We start from the raw sequence: 16,902 nt of genomic DNA, 5'->3' as shown, positions 1-16,902 counted from the left end.
TAATAATTACAAACTGTGTCTTTAATTTATATATATAAAATCCTAAACCGTAAATTACAAGTAATAATTAAAATATTTTTTTTATTGTTAACTTTTAATTTTAATACTTTTGCTACAGAATACAACGAGACTAACAAAAATTTTCTTCAAAAAACACTTACTACAGAAGAAGCAGAAGGTTTAACTATAAATTCTATTAAAACAGAAGGTAACAATAGAACCAGTGATGATATTATTTTATTGAATTTCGACTTTAAAGAAGGAGAGACATTTACAAATCAAAAAATAAAAAATTCAATACAAAATTTAAAAAATTTGCAAATTTTTTTATCAATTCAATATAAAATATATAAATCTATTGATAATCCCCAAAAAATCGATATTGTCTTAGAATTTGATGAAAAATGGACTTTATTACCTTATGTTCTTTTTGGATCTGGTGGTGGAGTTTCTTATTATCTTTTAGGAATGTTTGATACCAATTTTATTGGCAGATTCTATACACTAAATTTTACATATGGCTGCAAAAGTCAAAATTGTTCGACGTATTTATTTTTTAGAAACCCTAATGTATTTGGTTATCCATTTAACATAGTTACTTACCTAACACTTGAAAACAACGTTTTTAAAAAATATAACGAGCAAAGAAAGGTTATAGGATCTTTTACAAATCATAAAAATAATATTAATATGTTTTCTGATTTTAAAATAAATCCTTCTTTTATGCTTGGATTAGGATTTGTATACACAAGTATTTATACAGATGAAAAAGGACTTTCTGAATCTGAAAATACAACTAATAAAGTAAACAATTTTAATTTTCCAAAAAAAATTGATGCTTTTTCTTTACAAACAAGGCTGACTATTGGAAAAATTAATCATGATAATTTAAAGTCTGATGGTTTAGTTTTAACAACTATTTTTGATACAACTGTTGGAATAGCTAAAGAATTAACAAATAATTACAATGCCATTAATAATAACTTACTTTACTATAATTCAAACTTAAAAATTGGCTCTTTTCACATTCCTCTTCCAAGCCAATCTTATCTCGCAATTCGTGCTAATATAAGCATAAACACAAGCGAAATTGAAACAATGCATTATTATATTGGAGGCCTCGACAAAATTCGCGGATTTTATGATGGCGAGTTTTCAGGAAATTTTAGTTGGTTTAGCAACATCGAACTTCGCATACCAAGTTATATAAATCAGTACATTGCAATTCAGCATGCATTGTTTTCTGACGCAGGATATGCAAGCACAAACCTCAATGAGCTATTCTCTAACAAGATAGGCTTAAGTATTGGAACAGGTATTAGAATAATTCCATTAAAAGTAAACAGAGTTGCGCTCAGGTTTGATTTAGCCTATACGCTCAATCCCTTTAACACTTATGGCTTTAGTTTTGGTTTGCTTCAATTTTTTTAAAAGCTATATTATAATTATTTATGAGAATTTAAATATTTATTTAATAGGAGTTTTTTATGCCTTTAAATTTAACCGCTCCAGGGAAAATACATAAATTATTTTTAAATAAATGCCCAATTCATCATGTATCTGTAATTGGCCATGATCAATATTTTTGGAATGATCTCAAAAACACTCACCCATTATCCCTAAGCGCTAATAAATCAGCATCTCAAAAAATATCTGATATAAATTTAATTAAACTAAAAAAATTTTCTCTCAATAGAACATTTATTCTTCTCTCAGGGGGCGATAAAACTCATATTGATGATAAGCTTTTATTGGAAAAAAAGGATTTAATTTTATCTTTAACTGCAGATTGCGTTGGTTTGGCTTTTTTTGAACTCATCAAAGTTATTAAAAAAATGGAAGCCAAAAAATTAGACTCTTTTGATCAACTTATGACAGCCGTAAATAATCTTACATTTGACACAGATGATGTTGGAATTATTATTAAACCACAAAAGCTTCAACAACTTAAAAATAAATTTCTCAATCAAAAAATTTTCTATCATCATTCAGAAAAAATTAAAACTAAAAACTTTATAGAAAATATTTTTCCAGTATTTACTCCTCACGTTTTTGATGAAGAAATGATTGTTTATAATAAATTTGATTCTCTTGTTATTGGTGATTCTATTAATTATTTCTTAACAGAAGCAAATCAACTTGCCGTAGAGTTAAAAATTGATATTCAAAATGATAGTTCATTAAATTTCTTTAAAATTTAAATGCCATACATCTTTAAAAAAGACGCATGGCACGCTATAGGGTAATGAAATGATCACGAAATTATCCAATTAACCGCATTGCAGCTCCAGGACTTTGGTTAGCTTGAGCAAGTACTGCAACACCACCTTGTTTCAGAATACCAGATTGTGCGAGTTTTGCTGACTCTTCTGCAAAGTCTGTATCGCGGATACGGCTATTTGCTGCAGAGTAGTTTTCTGATTGAACTGCTAAGTTTGCAATTGTTGAGAAGAGACGGTTTTGTTGTGCACCCATATCTGCACGAAATTCTGACACCTTAGTGATTGCATCATCAAGTTTATTAATAGAAAGCTGTGCGCGTCTCTTGGATGATGTGATATTATCAGCATCCATAGCAACACCTGTAGATTCTATAGTTTCATCGCTCGCGCGACCCAACCCTAAACCAACAGTTGTGGTGTTGATTTTATCAAAATTCAAACGAATAATGTTAACAGGGTTACGTCCAAATTCTTCATTAAATGGCTCTTCAATCGAATCTGTAGCAAGAGTCCAGTTTTTTCCTACTTGTACTTCAAGTGGAGGAATATTCGATTTTTTAGTCATTGACTCTGGTAGGCCTTCAATACCGCCAGTTAACAATAACGTACCGTTGTATTCAGTAGAATTTGTAATACGATCGATTTCGTCTTTTAGAGCATTAAATTCTTTGTGAATAAATCCACGCTCTGTATTACCAACAGTATCTGACGCACCTTGCACTGCAAGCTCACGCAAACGAGTTAATATATTACCAATCTCGTTCATGCCCCCTTCTGCAGTTTGCAGCAAAGAAATACCGTCACTTGCATTTCTTTTTGCCATGTTAAGACCACGAATGTCAGCTTTTAATTTTTCGCTAATAGCAAGACCAGCAGCATCATCTGAAGCCTTGTTAATGCGATAACCAGAGCTCACCTTCTCAATGGACTCATCATTTTGTTTGGTGGTAATGCTCAAAGCCCGTTGGGCATTAAGGGATTGGATGTTGGTTTGTATACGCAAACCCATAGCTTGTCTCCTCCTTGAAACTCACCGCAGTCCAAAAGCCACTTGAAAACTGGGTGCGGCCATCCTTGGCCTAAAATAGAAAAAAATGTACCGTGTTGGCGAATTGCCGCAAGTACATTTTGCATGTCGGAATATTTTTGCCATCCTGTAGAAAAATTTAATTACTTTTCTGCAGACATTAATGCTTCAATTGAATAAGGGCAAATGGGATCAATCAATTTTTTAATTGCTCGCGCAAGATTTCTAATTTCTAGTTGTGCTCCATCATGATCGCGTAATTTTACAAAATGCGCTGCGGCTTCTAGAGAAGCGGTCCAAACAAGTGAATTTTTAAAACAAATTGGCATCACCATGCGAGCCTGCTCTCTGCAAACACCCATTTCTAATAATTTTTTGTAAGAGGTATAAGTCTGTTCAATTGTCTCAAGATACAGAGATTTTGCGGCATGATTTTCTGAGATACAATCCCCCTCTGTCGACGCTTGTTTATTGCTTTTGTGTTGTTTGCGAAATTCTGCAGGGACATGAAACTCAGGTTCAAACTCAACGTAACGGCCAGAAATTTCGTTCCATGTTGTGGCGGCTTCTTTAAACTCACCACTTGTAAAAGAACAACCAACTTGATGTTTATAGAGTTGCCTGCAAACAACTTCTGATACACCTTCTAGCGCAAACGAAAAGATAACATGCCTAAAAGGGCTCATGTGCTTATGATGAGCAAGATATTTTATCAGTTTTAGATCTTTATCATCCAACTCTAATTTTTTTTTGCCAAAACTCACTCTTGCCGCATTCACAACAGAAAGATCACTACCCATATAATCCATTAACGTAACAGAGCCGTCATCAACTTGAATTTTTGACCCAATCAATTTTTCTTTCATCAGAATGATCTCCTTAAAATAACGAGATAAAATTTGCCTATCGCAAAGAAAAAAATGCAGGATTTTAGCCAAAAAAGCAACATGCATTCAAAATTGATTAATAGTAGAGCAATCAAATAAAATTAAAAGTGTCTGCATCAAAAAAATTTACAGGAAGGTATTTGCGTGGATAATACTGAAGATCAACAATTTTTAGCATATCACAAATTCATTTCGGAACTTTCCAAAGGCTTTGATTTATCTCCATTAAAACAAGAATTTGAACATTTTTGGCGCAGATGGACTTTCCTACATACATCCTTATGCAATCAAATAAATATAAAAAATCCGAATAAAATTTTATCAGAAGAAGAACTTACCCTTTTAACAAAAAAATTTTTAAAAAAAAGAGAAGGTATGGTCTCTGCTTTTATTCAAGGAATCAAGCACCATCCAAAATTTAAAAGTGAAATTTCACTTTTACAAAATATTTTATGGGAGCACGATCTGAATTTTAAAAATCTTTTAAGTCATTTTCTCAAACTAATGCACACAGAACTGGTGCGGGTTCAGTCTCATCGCAAAGTTTCAAATGCTTATATCAATTCTCAATCTTCGCTAAGAGGTTAACATAAGATGACAAAAAGCTGCTCCCTGGAAAGTATTGTTAAAAACGCCCAAACTTGGGGTCCAGAACAGTTGATGGCTTATATTGAAGGAGACATGGGCAAAAAGATTGCAGAAATTCAAGCAAAGCATAATGTTCAAGAAGTTCAAAAATCAAAAAAGATTGCATTTGTTGCACCACAATTGCCGCACCCTTGCGAATTAGAGATTTGGAATTCGTGTGTTCAAAAATTAGGTTTAGAAGGTTCTTTGTACACCAACATTCATGAAGAAAAGGCTTTTATCCATTTTGCACGGCATCTGCACGCCTCAAATACACCTCTTTATTTAACCTGTTATACCTTAGATTCAATGCATGAAAACAAAACATTTTTATCTGGTATTGAAAAAGAACTCGAGCAATACTCTGTTATCGTTTCATTAGGAGAAAACTCATTAGCAAGTTATCAAGCGTCTAAAGTAAAAAGAATAAATCAAGCTCGGTTGGTCATTTGGCAAAATGCACCACGCCCTCCTCATGCAAACCTAGGCACACGATCACCAAATGGTTCTCCCTTACCACATATCGCGAGAGAACGGACAGTCAGAAAAGAAGTGCTAAAAAATTCGGATATCATTTTATGTTTTGATAAAGATGGAGCAACTTGGTCTTATTTGGAAGACGTGAGTTCCCAAAGAATTAGAAGAGTGCCAAGAACTATCAATCCCAAGCGCTATTCTTCAGAATTATCTACGATGCGAAGAATTGAACTTCGCGCAGCTCTTGGATTACCGGAAACAGATTTTATATTTTTTCATTTAGGTCCCCTTGAAATCGAGTCGGGTGCCCTCGATTCGGCATTTGCTTTTAAAAATCTATTACAAAGTAACCCTTCTTTTCAAGGTCGGGCACGCTTGTGCTTTTGTGGCACCGGATCTGCAGGTGCTGACATTCGACAAAGTGTTGTGGAAATGGGTCTTGATGACCATGTGTATTTTTTAAATCCTAATGGAGAGGGATTAAAAGAAATTGTTGGCAATCAATTTTCTACTGTTATTTCTTTATGTGACGCGGTGATTCATGCCCCAATTTCTCCTGTAAATGGCAATGCACTTAAATTTTTAGATAGCACTTATGATGTGTTATGCGCCTTATCATCAGAAATCATCACTATTTCTAATGGCAATAATTGGATTGGAGAATGGGTTAGTCGATTTTATAAAACATTTTCTGCGGGAAGTATTCATAGTCTTGCCCGTTTAATGCAAGAAACAATCGAAAAACAAGACAAAGTGTCCAGTGTTAAAAATGCTATTAAAAAAGCGATTGCAAATGAGTTTCCCTTTGAAAAAACAACAAATGAAATTACAGAAATTTTTAAAACACTAATTGCTAATACACCAATTATTGAATCAGAAAACACATCTAAATTAATTCAACAAGTAGAAGAAATGGTCATTGCAAGACAATATATTGATGCCATTAATTTAATATCTCAAGCATTTCAAAAACCCGGACTATCTGTTGTACAACAAGGTAATCTTTATCGATTAATTGGTGATTGCTTTACCAAACTTGGTGATTTAGACAGTGGCGTTGCAAATTATACAAAAGCATTAGAACTCGATCCTTATTGCGCAAAATGCTTTATCGGCTTAGGTACAGTGGCATTACAACGAAACAATTACAATGTTGCCGTTCCACAATTTCAAAAGGCTGTTAGCCTGGCACCCAATGACGACATGGCAAGTTTAGGATTAGGTTTGGCGTTTGAAGGCTTAAACGAACTGAAAGAATCTCTTTCTTGGACTGTTCGCGCATGCCATTTGAAGGCAGACAATACTGTTGCCATCTTTAATCTTGTAAAATTATCATTTGAATTAGAAGAATTTGCAGACTTAGAACGTGTATTGGTGAGATATATTGGAATGCATCCTCACGATGTCAATATGATTTACACACTTGGCACCGTTGCCTTTAAAACTGGACAAAAAGACGCCGCATTGCAGCTCATGGAAAATATTTTAGCACTTGATCCTATGAATAGCAGAGCACACAGTCTTATTGCACAAATTCAAAAAACAGAAAATCAAAAGAAACCTGCTTAATAATTTTTTGTCGTCAAGGAGGAGCTATAATGGCTGATGTGAGAATAAATGGAAAGAGAGTCCCACCACTACAAAGTATTGATACACTTTCAAATCTCATCAATAAATTGGATGCAATAGCTGAAAAAAATAATAGCGCAGTCACTGCATTAAGCATTAATAATAGTGCCATTGATCTTGAAAATCCAGAATTTCATCGCATAAAATTAGAAGTCGAAGATACTATCGATGTTAAGCTTGATACCCCTCAGCAACTTTCTTATGAAAGTCTTCAAGTTGCTATTGATATGGCTGGATTACTTGTTCATGATCTCAAAGTTGTCACTTTGCAGTTATGGGAATCTGGAAAAGATTATGAAAAAAACTTAGAGATACTTTTAAATGATTGCAATTTATTTTTATCATTAGGCGCTCGTCCAATTTATCTTTTAAACAAAGATCCTGAACAGTTAGAAGCTAATGCGCAAGTTTTTTTAAGGCAACTTGACTTAATTGCGAAACATGTTGAAGATGCAACCCTACTTGCTGTTCACGATCACTCAAAAGATGCTTGCTATGTGCTTGTTGGAATGGTGAAACCAGAAATTGAACGTTGGATTGGAATGAGTGCTCAGTTCGCCCAAATACTTGATATTAATACTGTATCTGACGCTCTTGTAATCTCTTAGTGTGTTGCGCTTCTTTGCAAATAATTTTCTAAAAAAATAATAGAAATAAACTCTTGCCTCTAAAAAACATTTGATATATCAAAATTTACTGTTACGTTACTTTTTTCTAAGAGACGTGAACAAATACGAATTTCGTTATTTCCAAGGAGCTTTTTAATGGCAATTAAAGAAAGAATTGACAAACAACACCGCTATCCATGGGCAGTTATTGAAACAGCTGTTCAATTTTATTTTCAAAATAATATGACTTTTCGCTCAGTATCTGAAAAAATGCTTGCACATGGTGTTGAAGTTTCTCATAAAACAATCTATGAATGGGTTCAAAAGTTTGGCGACAAAATTGAGAAAAAAAATCGTAAACGTATTCCCAACTATGAAGTAGAAGAATCATACATAAAATGCAACGGAAGCTGGAAGTACATGTATCGCGCGTGCGATCGCCATGATGCAACGTTAAGCATCTGTATGCGAGATAAAAAGAATTTAAGTTCTGCAAAATCTTTTTTTAAAAAGTCTTTAGAAATTAACTAAATTTTTTTTATTGCTTCTCATAGTTTTAATTTAAAGGCCTTTTTTCCAAATGGCCTTTTTTTTAATTTTAACAATATATAATATTAAAATTATTAATTATTTTTTTATCCCATCCCGTTTTGCGACACTCAACGCTAGAGAAAAGGTGACAGCAAAAAATTATTTAAAAACATTTGTCTTCACTCCCTCGTCATGACGCATTTTAAAAAAGGTTATGGGAAAGACGTTGTTGGGATGGGGTTGAGTTGGCAGCTGGGTTGCTTGCCAACTCTGCTTTAAAAATCAGTAAATCATTTGAATTTAAAAACTGAATTTCTGAGTGTTAACGTTTTATTTTAGACAATGTTGATAACCAGGAGCGGATTCAGTTATATTAAGACCAAAGCTTGGAAAACCAGGATTCCCTTCTAATAAAATATTTCGATTGCTTGTCATGTGTGCGTTAAAAAATTTACAGTCTATTTTAACAATACGATTATTTTTTAAATTTACTTCAAATCCACTAGGCGTATTTGAAATCAAATTACCATTAAAAGTATTATATGAAATTTCTGCTAATAAATTATTTTCCAAATTTAATTTTTTCCTAACATAACCAGGAAAATGCAGCATTGATGTAATTTGATTATTAGAAAGATCAATCGAACTAGCAACAGATAAAGTTTTCACACCTTGGTACTTTGCAAAATTTGTAAACTTGTTATTTTTTAAAGAAACAACTCCATCTGCTTGGTACATGTCAAAACGCGGAACAAGTGAAAGTTGATTATTATTTAAATTTACATTTGTTAATTTACTAAAATTTAAAAGATCTATTTCACCTTGAATAGCATTATCATTAAGAATAATTTCTTCAATAAAAGTGCTACTATTATTTGCAATAATTGGAAAAGATTTAAACTTATTATGACTCAAATCAAATTTTTTAAGCCTACTAAAATTACTAATATTAAATTTTTGACTCAACTGATTATGACTTAAATCAATACTTTTAGTATAGCTTGATAAAACCAAGTCAAAATCATTGATTTTCTGAATTTTATTGTGCCTTAAAGATATGTTTTGCAAGTCTGTTTCAAAGATATTACCAGATAATTCTTCAATAATATTGTTATCTAAGCTTAATTTTTCTAAATATGTAAAATAATTTTTCTTAAAATTATTTGGAATTTGTTTAATTTTATTATGAGACAAATCAATAACATGAGGGTTCCATAAATAAATTATAAAACTTGGAAATACAGTTAACTGGTTATTATTAAAATAAATTGTTTTTAAATCTAGTTCTCGCATTTCTTCTGGTAATTCTTTAATAATATTATGACTAAAATTTATTGCTATCAGTTTATTTAATTCTCGAATATAAGGCGTGATTGCACTAATTTTATTATGACTAAAATTTATTGCTGTGAGTTTTTTTAATTCTCGAATAAAAGGCGTAATTTCAGTAATTTTATTATTTTCTAGATTAAGCTCTTCAAGATCAACTAAAGTTGCGATTGATGACAAATCATGAATATTTTTATTTTTAAGATCTAGTTTTTTAGTTCGAGAATCAATAAGTCTTGCTACTCTTTGCGCTTCGGTACCATCACCCGCTGCACCTTTCCAGTCATTAAAAGTATAATTAAAAAATAAATCTAAGTTATTAATTTCCACTTTATTGTTAAATACTAATTGAAAACTACAAACTGTCGCACTTTGTAGTTTAGGAATAGGATCTAATATTTCAAAATTATTTCCATTATTATTAATTTTTAAATCACGACAAAAAGAATTATTATTGAGCAACTTTAATTCGTATTTTTTATTACTAGATAAATCACTCGTAATAGAAAATTTTGAAAAATTGGTCATATTTTCTTTATGGCCTGTTATGCTTTCATTATTAAAATGATCATTTTTATAAGCAATATAGGGCTTATCCCCATCTAATAAATAAATTATAGAACTAGCACAACCATTCAACCTACAAAAAATTTCAGGATACACTAATTTGTCAGACTCTGGACTAGGAGGCTCAGAACGAGACGGCGTAAGAGGAGGTGTATTTGATTTTGGAGGGATATTTAATTCTGGTGGCGTATAAGGTTTATCGACTTGGTCAGAGCAGCTTATAAATGCGCCGATTGTTCCAAGTATACCATAAAAAACGTAAATTTTTTTAAACTTAATCATATTTACTCCTTGCATTCTAAATAATACCTCTTTTCGTTCTTTTTTTATTATTAATTCAATTTATTTTCAAATATTATTTAAAATATAATGCAATAATTTTAGCAAATTAAACATAAAACACCATAATCAAGCAGTTTTTTAAATTTAAGCTTAAGCTGAGTTCTCACAGTTTTTCGAGTCTGGGTCACTGTTAGCAGCAAATTCAAAAAACAGGAATCTTTAATATTTTCTACCGCCCCTTGTCCTAATACCAATTTTTTTTTAAGAAAACTTAATAGTGTGAACAGACTAAATTTAAGCGGAGGTTTGCATCATGATTGAACGTTATTCTCGACCAGAAATGAAAAAGATCTGGACTGAAGAAGCCAAATACAGGTCATGGGCCGAGGTAGAAAGAGCACATCTTTCAGCTCTTATTCATTTTGGCCAAGCCCCTAACTCTGTTTTAGATGCTTTTGATTACGCAATAACAACTAAAAATAACTCAGATTTTTTAAGAAGAGAGCAAGAAACCGGGCATGACGTTATTGCTTTTGTTGCAGAAATAGGCGAAAGTATGGCGGAGAACGGACACTTTCTCCACAAAGGCTTAACAAGCTCAGACGTTGTGGACACCGCTCTTTCTTTGCGTATTCGTCAATCGCTTGAAATTATTTCAAATACACTTTTTAACCTACGTGAAAATTTGGCCAAACGAGCTTTTGAGCACTCTCATACTGTTTGCATAGGCCGCACCCACGGCATTCATGCAGAACCCATGAGCTTTGGACAAGTTCTCAGTAGCCATTTTGCAGAGTTTCAACGAGCCCACTGCGCAATTCTTGAAGCGCACCACACGATTTCATTTGGCAAGCTTTCGGGTGCTGTCGGAACATACTCTCAACTCACACCGCAGTTTGAATTTGAGGTTCTTAGCCAATTAAATCTACAGCCAGAAACTGTGGCAACACAAATTATACCGCGCGATAGAGTGCTTTCTGTGATTTCTAGTATTTTATCTGTATCAAACGCTATCGAAAGGTTTGCAACAAATTTACGCCACTGGGCGCGCACAGAACTTGGAGAAGTTTTAGAACCTTTTGGAAAAAAACAAAAAGGCAGTTCGGCTATGCCGCACAAAAAAAATCCAATCCTTTCTGAAAATTTGTGCGGTTTAGCTCGGACAATTCGAGGCTATGCTGCAATGCTGTCAGAAAATATTGCACTTTGGCATGAAAGAGATATTTCGCACAGTAGCACTGAGCGCCTTGCGCTACCTGATCTTTTTGTAACTGTTGATTTTATGATTTCGCGTTGTGCGTATTTAATTGCCGAGATGCAAATCAATCCAAAAGCAATGGAAACAAATTTATGGAAAACAGGCGGCCTCTGGGCAAGTCAAAGCGTTTTAACTGCACTGGTTTCTAAAGGCATAAACCGCACTGATGCTTATGAACTGGTGCAATCAATTGCCCTTGAAATTTCGCCAAAAGTCGCAATTGCAACTGTGATCGATAAAGAGTTTCTTAATAAACTTTTACAACATAAAAAAGTTTGTGACACTGTTGGTGTAGAAACCCTGTCTCAAGTTTTTAATACAGATAATTATTTAACCTCTGTTCCAGCAACGTTTAAACGCGTGTTTGGCGTATCGCCAGATGATTATAAGCGTAAGGTAAATGAGCCTATTTATTGCAAAGTCCCTGCATTACAAAAAATTATCAAAGTAACTGTTTCACTCATGCCAGATGTGCTTGACACTGAGGCCAAAACAATTGCAAACGATATGAGAACATCTGGCAATGAGATTGTAAGTTTGCGCCAACAAAAGTGCTTTCTGATTCACATGCCACATCATACAACGTTAGAAAATATCAAAAAATATGCTTGCGAGGTTCTTCAAAACCACGTTATTGAGCAGTTTACGATTGAGGTCATCCAATGAAGAAAAAAACCTTAATCCCGGTTTTTCCTGGAACTAACTGTGAAAAAGAATCATTTCTCTGGTTTTCAGAAAATCTTGAAACAGAGGTTGAATTTTTAAATTTAAAAAAACATCATTCTATTCTTCCCGAAGAGATTGATGCCCTTTTTATTCCAGGCGGATTTAGTTTTGGAGACTATCTACGCGCAGGGGCAATTGCGGCTCGTACCGAAGAAATGACTTTTGTTAAAAAGCTCGCACAAAGTGACATACCAATTTTAGGAATCTGTAATGGCTTTCAAATATTGTGTGAAAGCGGCTTGCTTCCAGGAACACTTGTAAAAAATGTCACAAAACAACATCATCATTTTCCTGTATCAATTCGTGTTGAAAAAAATTATTTTCTTACAACCAATCAAGAAAATAACTGTGTCTGGATTCCTAAATTTCACGAACATCAATTCAAGTTAATTGAAAGCATTTTTTCTAAAGAATTTTTTATTCCAATGTCATGCGGCATGGGCAACTGGCTTCCTCCCCGGAGCAACACAGAAAAAGCTCTTGCAGAAAAAAACGCTGTTGTTTTTTATAATAATAACGAAAATGGAAGCTATAAATCTATTGCAGGTCTTACCAATTCTAGTGGAAAAATATTTGGAATGATGCCACATCCAGAACGCGCCTCAGATCTTATTCTTGGTAGTGACGAAGGTCTCGTTTTTTTACTTGGTATTGCGCAATCACAAAAAATAAAAATTCGCTCAGGAAGCCCATTGGCAAACTTTGCAGAAAAATTATTTGAAGGGGCCAAATACCATGTCTAATTCAACTGCTATTTCTCAAAATCTAAATAACGCTTCTGCTCGTTTTGGTTTAACTCCAGAAGAGTTTCAAAAGTTTTGTGATGATTTAAAACGCACTCCATCACTAGAAGAAATTGCGGCATGTGGTGCATTATGGAGCGAACACTGTTCCTATAAATCTTCAAAATCATATTTAAAAAATTTACACACTGAAGAACCATGGGTACTGCAAGGCCCTGGAGAAAACGCTGGTGTTGTTGCCATCAACAAAGAGTATGCAATTGCATTTAAAATGGAATCACATAATCATCCTAGCTTTATCGAACCCTATCAAGGCGCCGCAACAGGTGTTGGAGGGATACTCAGAGATGTTTTTTGTATGGGTGCATATCCAATTGCTGCATTAAATTGTCTGCGTTTTGGCGAAGGAACTTGGAACGCGCATTTGCTTCGCGATACGGTTCGTGGCGTTGCAAATTATGGTAACGCTTTTGGCGTTCCAAACGTGACAGGAGACATTAGTTTTCATTATAATTATAGCAAAAATATTCTTGTGAATGCTTTTTGCGCAGGTCTTGTCCACAAAGAGAAAATTTTTAAAGGGATTGTCTCTGATCAAAAAAATAAGATTCATGTTTCAAATTCATCAAATATCGTGCCTCAAATTCAGGAAGAATTAACAGAAAATTTAAATTCTGTACTTTTTCCAGAAAATGAAAATGTTTTGATTTATTTTGGCTCGGCAACAGGCCGCGATGGCGTTCATGGCGCAACAATGAGCAGCGCAGAGTTTTCAAGTTTAGATACGTCTCTCAAACCAACTGTTCAAGTTGGCGATCCTTTTGCTGGAAAAGTCCTATTTGATGCAACACTATCGCTCATCGAAAAAAATCTTGTCGTTGGTTTACAAGATTTGGGAGCAGCAGGAATCACCTCCAGCTCTGTTGAAATGGCTGCGCGATCTGGATATGGAGTGGCTTTAAATTTAAATAACGTTCCTCAAAGAATGAGTGATATGCAGGCATGGGAAATTTTACTCAGCGAATCTCAAGAAAGAATGCTCTGTGCCGTAACACCAAAAAATATCAATGCAGTTTGCCTCGAACTAGAACACCATAAAATCGCTTATGCAATTATTGGAAAAATCAATCGAACAGGTTTATTTACATGCATATTTGATAACAAAATTGTTACAGCAACACCTATCTCTGTGTTGGTCGATAAAGCGCCGCGCTATCAACATACAAGTCTAAATCGTGACGAATATCTTAAACAACACAAAATTATTAATAACAAGAGTCAAGAAGAGTTGAATTTCAATACAGAGAATAAACCTTCTTTAACATTAAAAGCCTCAAATCCTGAGGCACATAAGGATATTCAAAATCATTTATCTTTAGAGCTTTTAGTTGAAAAATACCCTCAACTCATTGCAAATCTTTTTGCACATCCCTCTTTTTCCGATCGCTCAGCAGTATTTCATAACTACTGCTCTACGGTTCAGGGAAATACAGTTGCGGGTTGTGGAGCGTTGCAGTCAGCTGCTGCGGGCGTCGTCAGGCTCCCAAACTATGCTCAAGAAAAAGATAGTTATGGAGTCCCCTCAGCCACAGGTATTGCCGTCGCAGGTGGCTGTGAAGAACGGTGGGTTGAGCTTGATCCCTTACATGGAACTGCGCTTTCTGTGATTAAAATTGCTCGAAAAATTGTTGCTTCTGGTGCAGTGCCTTTAGCAATGACAGATTGCCTCAATTTAGGCAACCCCAAATCCGCAACAGTGCTCAGGCAATTATCAGATATTATTGATGGAATAAACTTAGTCGCAACAGAGTTTCGCATCCCTGTAGTAAGCGGTAATGTCAGCCTCAATAATCAAACTGATGGCAATGCAATTCCACCAACGCCGATGGTTGGAGTATTAGGCAGGGTTGATAACATCAATTCTGTTCCGTTAAATTCTTTAACACAAAATTATTTTACCAAAACGCAATCAGACTCAGTCTCACTTTATCATATTATGCCTAAAAATGGTTTTGAGTCTTCAAGTTACAGAGCCTCGCAAACAGCTTGGCTATTGGGTGACGAAAACGCTGACTGTCCAAAAGTTGAAATTTCAATTGAAAAAGAACTATGGCGAATTATTTCAACAAGTATTGCACAAAACGAACTTTTTCTTTGTAATCCTATTGGCCACGGTGGTTTACTTGGCACTCTTATAGCGACGTCGTTAAAATCGATGTGCGACTTAGAATTAAGCAAATTCTTATGGAAAATGCCCGCTGAAAAGCTTTTTGCAGAGGGCAATATGGGATTTCTCATTAGTTTTAAAAATAAAAATGCTGAAAAGCAGTTTTTACAAAGACAATATCCAAATTTCAGTGTTCAAAAAGTTGCTGAACTAAAACCACAAAACTGTAACATTGCAATGCCTGTTTTTGATTTTAAGAAAGTTTATCAGAATTATTGTTTAACGTTAAAACAGTTTTTCAATACCCTTTCCTGTGCAGACAAGGAACCTTATTTATGTGCGGAGTCTTTGGTGTCACAAACGTAGAGCATGCTTCTAAAATTGCTTATTTAGGTTTATTTGCCCTGCAACACAGAGGGCAAGAAAGCGCGGGAATTTCTGTAACAGAAACACAAATTCCCGATATCCGCACTCACCGAGACATGGGCCTTGTCGCAGATGTGTTTAAAGAACACACACTCACAGCGTTACAAGGCAATAACGCAATTGGACATGTGCGTTACAGTACGGCAGGAGGCAATACCCACTCCAATATTCAGCCCATTACTGCAAATGTTCACGGCATGCCAGTTGCACTTTCTCATAATGGCAACATCGAAAATTCTAAAGAATTGAGAAACTTTTTAGAATCCTCCGGTTCTATTATTCACGCCTCATCCGATAGCGAAATTATCCTGCATCTCATTGCGCGTAGCAACAAACTTAATTTTATTGAAAAGCTTGTTTCTGCTTTTGAACAACTGACAGGTGCATTTTCAATTTTATTGCTGACTCCAACTCATCTTTACGCTGTGGTGGATAGCTTTGCCTATCGCCCACTCTCACTCGGCAAAATGCAAAAAGAAAACAGCATTGAAAGCTGGATCATCGCAAGTGAAACCTGTGCCATGGATTTAGTTGGCGCACAATTTATTCGCGATCTGCTTCCTGGAGAAATTCTTTCTATAAATTTGTCTAACGGAGAAATGCAATCTTACGCACTTCATCAATCACGTGAGCCAAACCCAACACCAGCACGCTGCGTATTTGAACATGTGTATTTTGCTCGCCCCGATAGTCTTGTCTGGAATATTCTTGCGCAAAATTCTCGGTTTGCATTGGGAGAAGAGCTCGCTAACAGCCTTCCTGTAGCCGCAGATATGGTGATTGCTGTGCCCGATAGTGGTGTTCCCATGGCAATGGGTTATGCCCATGCTTCTCGTATCCCCTATAAAATTGGATTTATCCGCAATCACTATGTCGGCCGCACGTTCATCGAACCCGCACAAAACGTACGAAACTTTAAAGTCCGTTTAAAACTCAATCCTGTTCGCGAAACAATTCGTGGCAAAAAAATTATTGTCATTGATGACAGCATTGTCAGAGGAACAACCTCAAGAAAAATTATTGAACTTCTCTACGAAGCAGGAGCATCAGAAGTTCACTTAAGAATTGGTTCTCCTCCTGTAAAATTTCCGTGCTTTTATGGGATAGACACTCCAAAACGAAAGGAGCTTCTTGCACAGCAACTTTCCTTGGAAGACATGAATCGTTTTTTAAAATCCACCACTCTTGCTTTTCTTTCCCAAACCCAACTCTTAAAAGTAATGCAAAAATTATCTCCATCCACACTCTGCAACAGCAAATCGAAAAATGGTGGTTGGTGTGTTTCTTGCTTTTCTGGTGAGTACCAAAAACAAAATACACATTTTCAACAAAATCCTACACAAAATACTCACCCAATTTATGGAGATTGCCAAAGTGAATGCTAATCCTATTATAA

Annotated in this window: 13 protein-coding genes; 10 read left to right on the top strand and 3 right to left on the bottom strand. The window is 34.8% G+C overall.

The window, feature by feature from the left end; genetic code table 11:
* The first annotated feature begins 15 nt into the window (after positions 1-15).
* Together Spiro2_RS04740 and Spiro2_RS04735 are read left to right on the top strand one after the other, a co-directional pair.
* Positions 16-1,431 (top strand): POTRA domain-containing protein, encoded by a 1,416-nt coding sequence (locus tag Spiro2_RS04740; protein ID WP_338637403.1) that lies wholly within the window; start codon positions 16-18, stop codon positions 1,429-1,431.
* A 56-nt stretch (positions 1,432-1,487) separates the two neighbouring features.
* Positions 1,488-2,201: a hypothetical protein gene (locus Spiro2_RS04735; protein ID WP_338637402.1), complete on the top strand. Its 714-nt coding sequence runs from the start codon at positions 1,488-1,490 to the stop codon at positions 2,199-2,201.
* Positions 2,202-2,262: 61 nt separating this feature from the next.
* On the opposite strand, the gene Spiro2_RS04730 is transcribed toward Spiro2_RS04735, so the two are convergent.
* Positions 2,263-3,231, bottom strand: coding sequence for a flagellin (locus tag Spiro2_RS04730; protein ID WP_338637401.1), 969 nt, complete (start codon positions 3,229-3,231; stop codon positions 2,263-2,265).
* Positions 3,232-3,392: 161 nt separating this feature from the next.
* Complete coding sequence (gene thyX, locus Spiro2_RS04725; RefSeq protein ID WP_338637400.1) at positions 3,393-4,115, bottom strand: FAD-dependent thymidylate synthase; 723 nt, start codon at positions 4,113-4,115, stop codon at positions 3,393-3,395.
* A gap of 165 nt (positions 4,116-4,280) precedes the next feature.
* On the opposite strand from thyX, the gene Spiro2_RS04720 reads away from it, so the two are divergent.
* The 4 genes from Spiro2_RS04720 to Spiro2_RS04705 all read left to right on the top strand — a co-directional run bounded on the left by Spiro2_RS04720 (position 4,281) and on the right by Spiro2_RS04705 (position 8,008).
* The gene (locus Spiro2_RS04720) at positions 4,281-4,724 is read left to right on the top strand and encodes a hypothetical protein (protein WP_338637399.1); all 444 of its coding nucleotides are present in this window, start codon (positions 4,281-4,283) and stop codon (positions 4,722-4,724) included.
* 6 nt (positions 4,725-4,730) lie between these two features.
* Complete coding sequence (locus Spiro2_RS04715) at positions 4,731-6,809, top strand: tetratricopeptide repeat protein (RefSeq protein ID WP_338637398.1); 2,079 nt, start codon at positions 4,731-4,733, stop codon at positions 6,807-6,809.
* A 29-nt stretch (positions 6,810-6,838) separates the two neighbouring features.
* Positions 6,839-7,477: a hypothetical protein gene (locus Spiro2_RS04710; protein WP_338637397.1), complete on the top strand. Its 639-nt coding sequence runs from the start codon at positions 6,839-6,841 to the stop codon at positions 7,475-7,477.
* A gap of 156 nt (positions 7,478-7,633) precedes the next feature.
* The gene (locus Spiro2_RS04705) at positions 7,634-8,008 is read left to right on the top strand and encodes a DDE-type integrase/transposase/recombinase (protein ID WP_338637395.1); all 375 of its coding nucleotides are present in this window, start codon (positions 7,634-7,636) and stop codon (positions 8,006-8,008) included.
* Between the two features lie 330 nt (positions 8,009-8,338).
* Here Spiro2_RS04705 and Spiro2_RS04700 read toward each other — a convergent pair whose 3' ends face one another.
* Positions 8,339-10,186 carry a hypothetical protein gene (locus tag Spiro2_RS04700; RefSeq protein ID WP_338637394.1) on the bottom strand — a complete coding sequence of 616 codons (1,848 nt, stop codon included), beginning with the start codon at positions 10,184-10,186 and terminating at the stop codon, positions 8,339-8,341.
* A 313-nt stretch (positions 10,187-10,499) separates the two neighbouring features.
* Between Spiro2_RS04700 and purB the strand changes: the two genes are divergently transcribed.
* From purB to purF, 4 genes are read left to right on the top strand one after another with little or no spacing between them, the layout of a single operon-like run.
* On the top strand, positions 10,500-12,110 hold the full coding sequence (gene purB / locus Spiro2_RS04695; RefSeq protein ID WP_338637392.1) for an adenylosuccinate lyase: 1,611 nt from the start codon (positions 10,500-10,502) through the stop codon (positions 12,108-12,110).
* Positions 12,107-12,913 carry a phosphoribosylformylglycinamidine synthase subunit PurQ gene (locus Spiro2_RS04690; RefSeq protein WP_338637390.1) on the top strand — a complete coding sequence of 269 codons (807 nt, stop codon included), beginning with the start codon at positions 12,107-12,109 and terminating at the stop codon, positions 12,911-12,913. The genes purB and Spiro2_RS04690 overlap by 4 nt, the downstream gene beginning before the upstream one ends.
* Positions 12,906-15,446 (top strand): AIR synthase related protein, encoded by a 2,541-nt coding sequence (locus Spiro2_RS04685; RefSeq protein WP_338637389.1) that lies wholly within the window; start codon positions 12,906-12,908, stop codon positions 15,444-15,446. Before Spiro2_RS04690 ends, Spiro2_RS04685 begins: the two co-directional genes overlap by 8 nt.
* Positions 15,416-16,891, top strand: a complete 1,476-nt coding sequence (purF, locus tag Spiro2_RS04680; protein WP_338637388.1) for an amidophosphoribosyltransferase — start codon at positions 15,416-15,418, stop codon at positions 16,889-16,891. The genes Spiro2_RS04685 and purF overlap by 31 nt, the downstream gene beginning before the upstream one ends.
* The last annotated feature ends 11 nt before the right edge of the window (positions 16,892-16,902 follow it).

Source organism: Spirobacillus cienkowskii (assembly GCF_037081835.1).
GTDB lineage: Bacteria > Bdellovibrionota_B > Oligoflexia > Silvanigrellales > Silvanigrellaceae > Silvanigrella > Silvanigrella cienkowskii.
This window is presented reverse-complemented; position numbering and strand designations above follow the sequence as displayed.

Bases quoted from the DNA above. Each gene is read 5' to 3' on its own strand.
- Spiro2_RS04690 (WP_338637390.1), top strand. From the start codon at position 12,107: ATGAAGAAAAAAACCTTAATCCCGGTTTTTCCTGGAACTAACTGTGAA.
- Spiro2_RS04735 (WP_338637402.1), top strand. From the start codon at position 1,488: ATGCCTTTAAATTTAACCGCTCCAGGGAAAATACATAAATTATTTTTA.
- purF (WP_338637388.1), top strand. From the start codon at position 15,416: ATGTGCGGAGTCTTTGGTGTCACAAACGTAGAGCATGCTTCTAAAATT.
- Spiro2_RS04685 (WP_338637389.1), top strand. From the start codon at position 12,906: ATGTCTAATTCAACTGCTATTTCTCAAAATCTAAATAACGCTTCTGCT.
- Spiro2_RS04730 (WP_338637401.1), bottom strand. From the start codon at position 3,231: ATGGGTTTGCGTATACAAACCAACATCCAATCCCTTAATGCCCAACGG.
- Spiro2_RS04705 (WP_338637395.1), top strand. From the start codon at position 7,634: ATGGCAATTAAAGAAAGAATTGACAAACAACACCGCTATCCATGGGCA.
- Spiro2_RS04700 (WP_338637394.1), bottom strand. From the start codon at position 10,186: ATGATTAAGTTTAAAAAAATTTACGTTTTTTATGGTATACTTGGAACA.
- Spiro2_RS04715 (WP_338637398.1), top strand. From the start codon at position 4,731: ATGACAAAAAGCTGCTCCCTGGAAAGTATTGTTAAAAACGCCCAAACT.
- Spiro2_RS04710 (WP_338637397.1), top strand. From the start codon at position 6,839: ATGGCTGATGTGAGAATAAATGGAAAGAGAGTCCCACCACTACAAAGT.
- purB (WP_338637392.1), top strand. From the start codon at position 10,500: ATGATTGAACGTTATTCTCGACCAGAAATGAAAAAGATCTGGACTGAA.
- thyX (WP_338637400.1), bottom strand. From the start codon at position 4,115: ATGAAAGAAAAATTGATTGGGTCAAAAATTCAAGTTGATGACGGCTCT.